The 1,675-nt window shown below is 65.0% G+C and carries 1 protein-coding gene; it reads right to left on the reverse strand.

Features of this window, described 5'->3' with window-relative positions; all coding sequences use genetic code 11:
• The coding region (locus EOA86_RS33620) for an AMP-binding protein (protein WP_128345480.1) at positions 1-1,590 on the reverse strand (1,590 nt) is incomplete at its 3' end.
• Between the last annotated feature and the right edge of the window lie 85 nt (positions 1,591-1,675).

Raw genomic sequence — 1,675 nt, forward strand, 5'->3', positions numbered from 1 at the left:
CTCCCGGTAGATGCGGCGCGTCTCCGGTTTCACCGCCTCGGCGCCGGCGACGATGAAGCGCAGGCTGGAGAAATCGCCGTCCTTGGCGGTGCGCGCATAATTGGCGAGGAACGTGTCGGTTCCGAACATGACCGTCGGCCTTGCTTTGCGTGCGACCTCGGGGATCAGCTTGTAGTGCAGCGGGGAGGGGTAGAGGAACAGTTTTACGCCGGTGACCAGCGGCAGGATGGTGCCGCCGGTGAGCCCGAACGAGTGGAACACCGGCAGCACGTTGAGCAGGATGTCGGCCGGCGAAATGGTGATGCGGGCCTCGGCCTGCATGGCGTTGGCGAGAAGATTTCTGTGCGACAGCACCACCGCCTTCGGCGTGCCTTCCGAGCCTGAGGTGAATAGGATCACTGCTGGCTTGGCCGCATTCTGCGGCTGCAGCGGCCAGCGCCACAGCAAGGCGGCAGCGAGCTTGTCCAGCACGGTTACGCTGGCCCGCACGTCCTCCAGCCATAACAGTTTGGCGCCGCCTCCTTCCACCCCCGCGACGATGTCAGCGAGGTTGGCCTTGTCGATAAAGGCTCGCGACGAGACCACGGTGCGGACTTCCGCCGTGCGCACGGCGGCGGTGACGCTGGCCCGACCTGCGGTGTAGTTGATCATCGCCGCCACCCGGCTCGCCGACAACAGGCCAATAAGCGACAGCACGACGCCGTTGGCGTTGGGCAGCAGCACTCCAACCGCTTCGCCCGGCGCCGTCACCGCCTCGAAGCGGCGGCCCAGCACCCGCGCGCCGATGAACAGCTTTCTGTAGTTCAACGTGCCGCTGACCACGTCTTCGACGATAGGATGCGAGGCGCCGACTCGGTCGGCGGCGTCGCGCATGGCGAGGAACAGGCCGCGATTAAGATCGCTGCCGAAAAGCCGGGCTTCCGCGAAACGGTCGAACAGCGCATTGGTGTTCGAGGACTGATCAGGGTTTCGCGCCACCAGCTCGGCGATGGTCATCGGCTCCAGCACGCTGATCGACAGGCGCGGAAACCAGCGCCGCGGCGCCTTGTCCGCCGGCGTCAGCGACACCGGCAGAGTGCGCGCGCCGGCGACAAAGATCGGCACGATGCGGGCATCGGCCTGCATGGCGATGCGGGTAACGGCGCGAAACAGGCGAAATGTCTTGATATCCGGCTCGACCGCGTCCGGCAAATAGACGGCAAGGCGGCCCTTGCCCTTCAGCACCCGCACCAGCCGGCGGCTGACGAAGATATGCTCGGCGTTGAAGGCGATGGTGCGGCCAAGCTCGCGCCATGGTTCGAGCCAGGGTGACTTGGCGGAGGCCTGGTCGAGAATGTGCAGCGTATCTTCCGGCAGCAGTGACAGCATCAGCGCCGGTTCGAGGCGCGACTGGTGCGAAATGACGTAGATGACCGGGGCGGCTGCGTTGCGGGCGATGTTGATGCGGCCGTCGGCAATCCGATAGGCGAGCTTGAACGGTACATAAAGCAGCGCCTGCGTGAAGCGCAGGCCGAGGCGGAATTTTTCCACCACGCCGATCAGCAGCCAGGCCGCGACGAGCCCCGCAAGCAGCGCCAGTGTCAGGATCATGCCGCGTCTCTCCCAACAGATTTTCACTTCGCGGCTCTTCCTGACCGTTTCGATGAGAACCTAGTCGAAGTGGGGTCAACGTCAA

The sequence above is a fragment of the Mesorhizobium sp. M5C.F.Ca.IN.020.32.2.1 genome (assembly GCF_004023105.1).
In the GTDB taxonomy this organism is placed as follows: domain Bacteria; phylum Pseudomonadota; class Alphaproteobacteria; order Rhizobiales; family Rhizobiaceae; genus Mesorhizobium; species Mesorhizobium wenxiniae.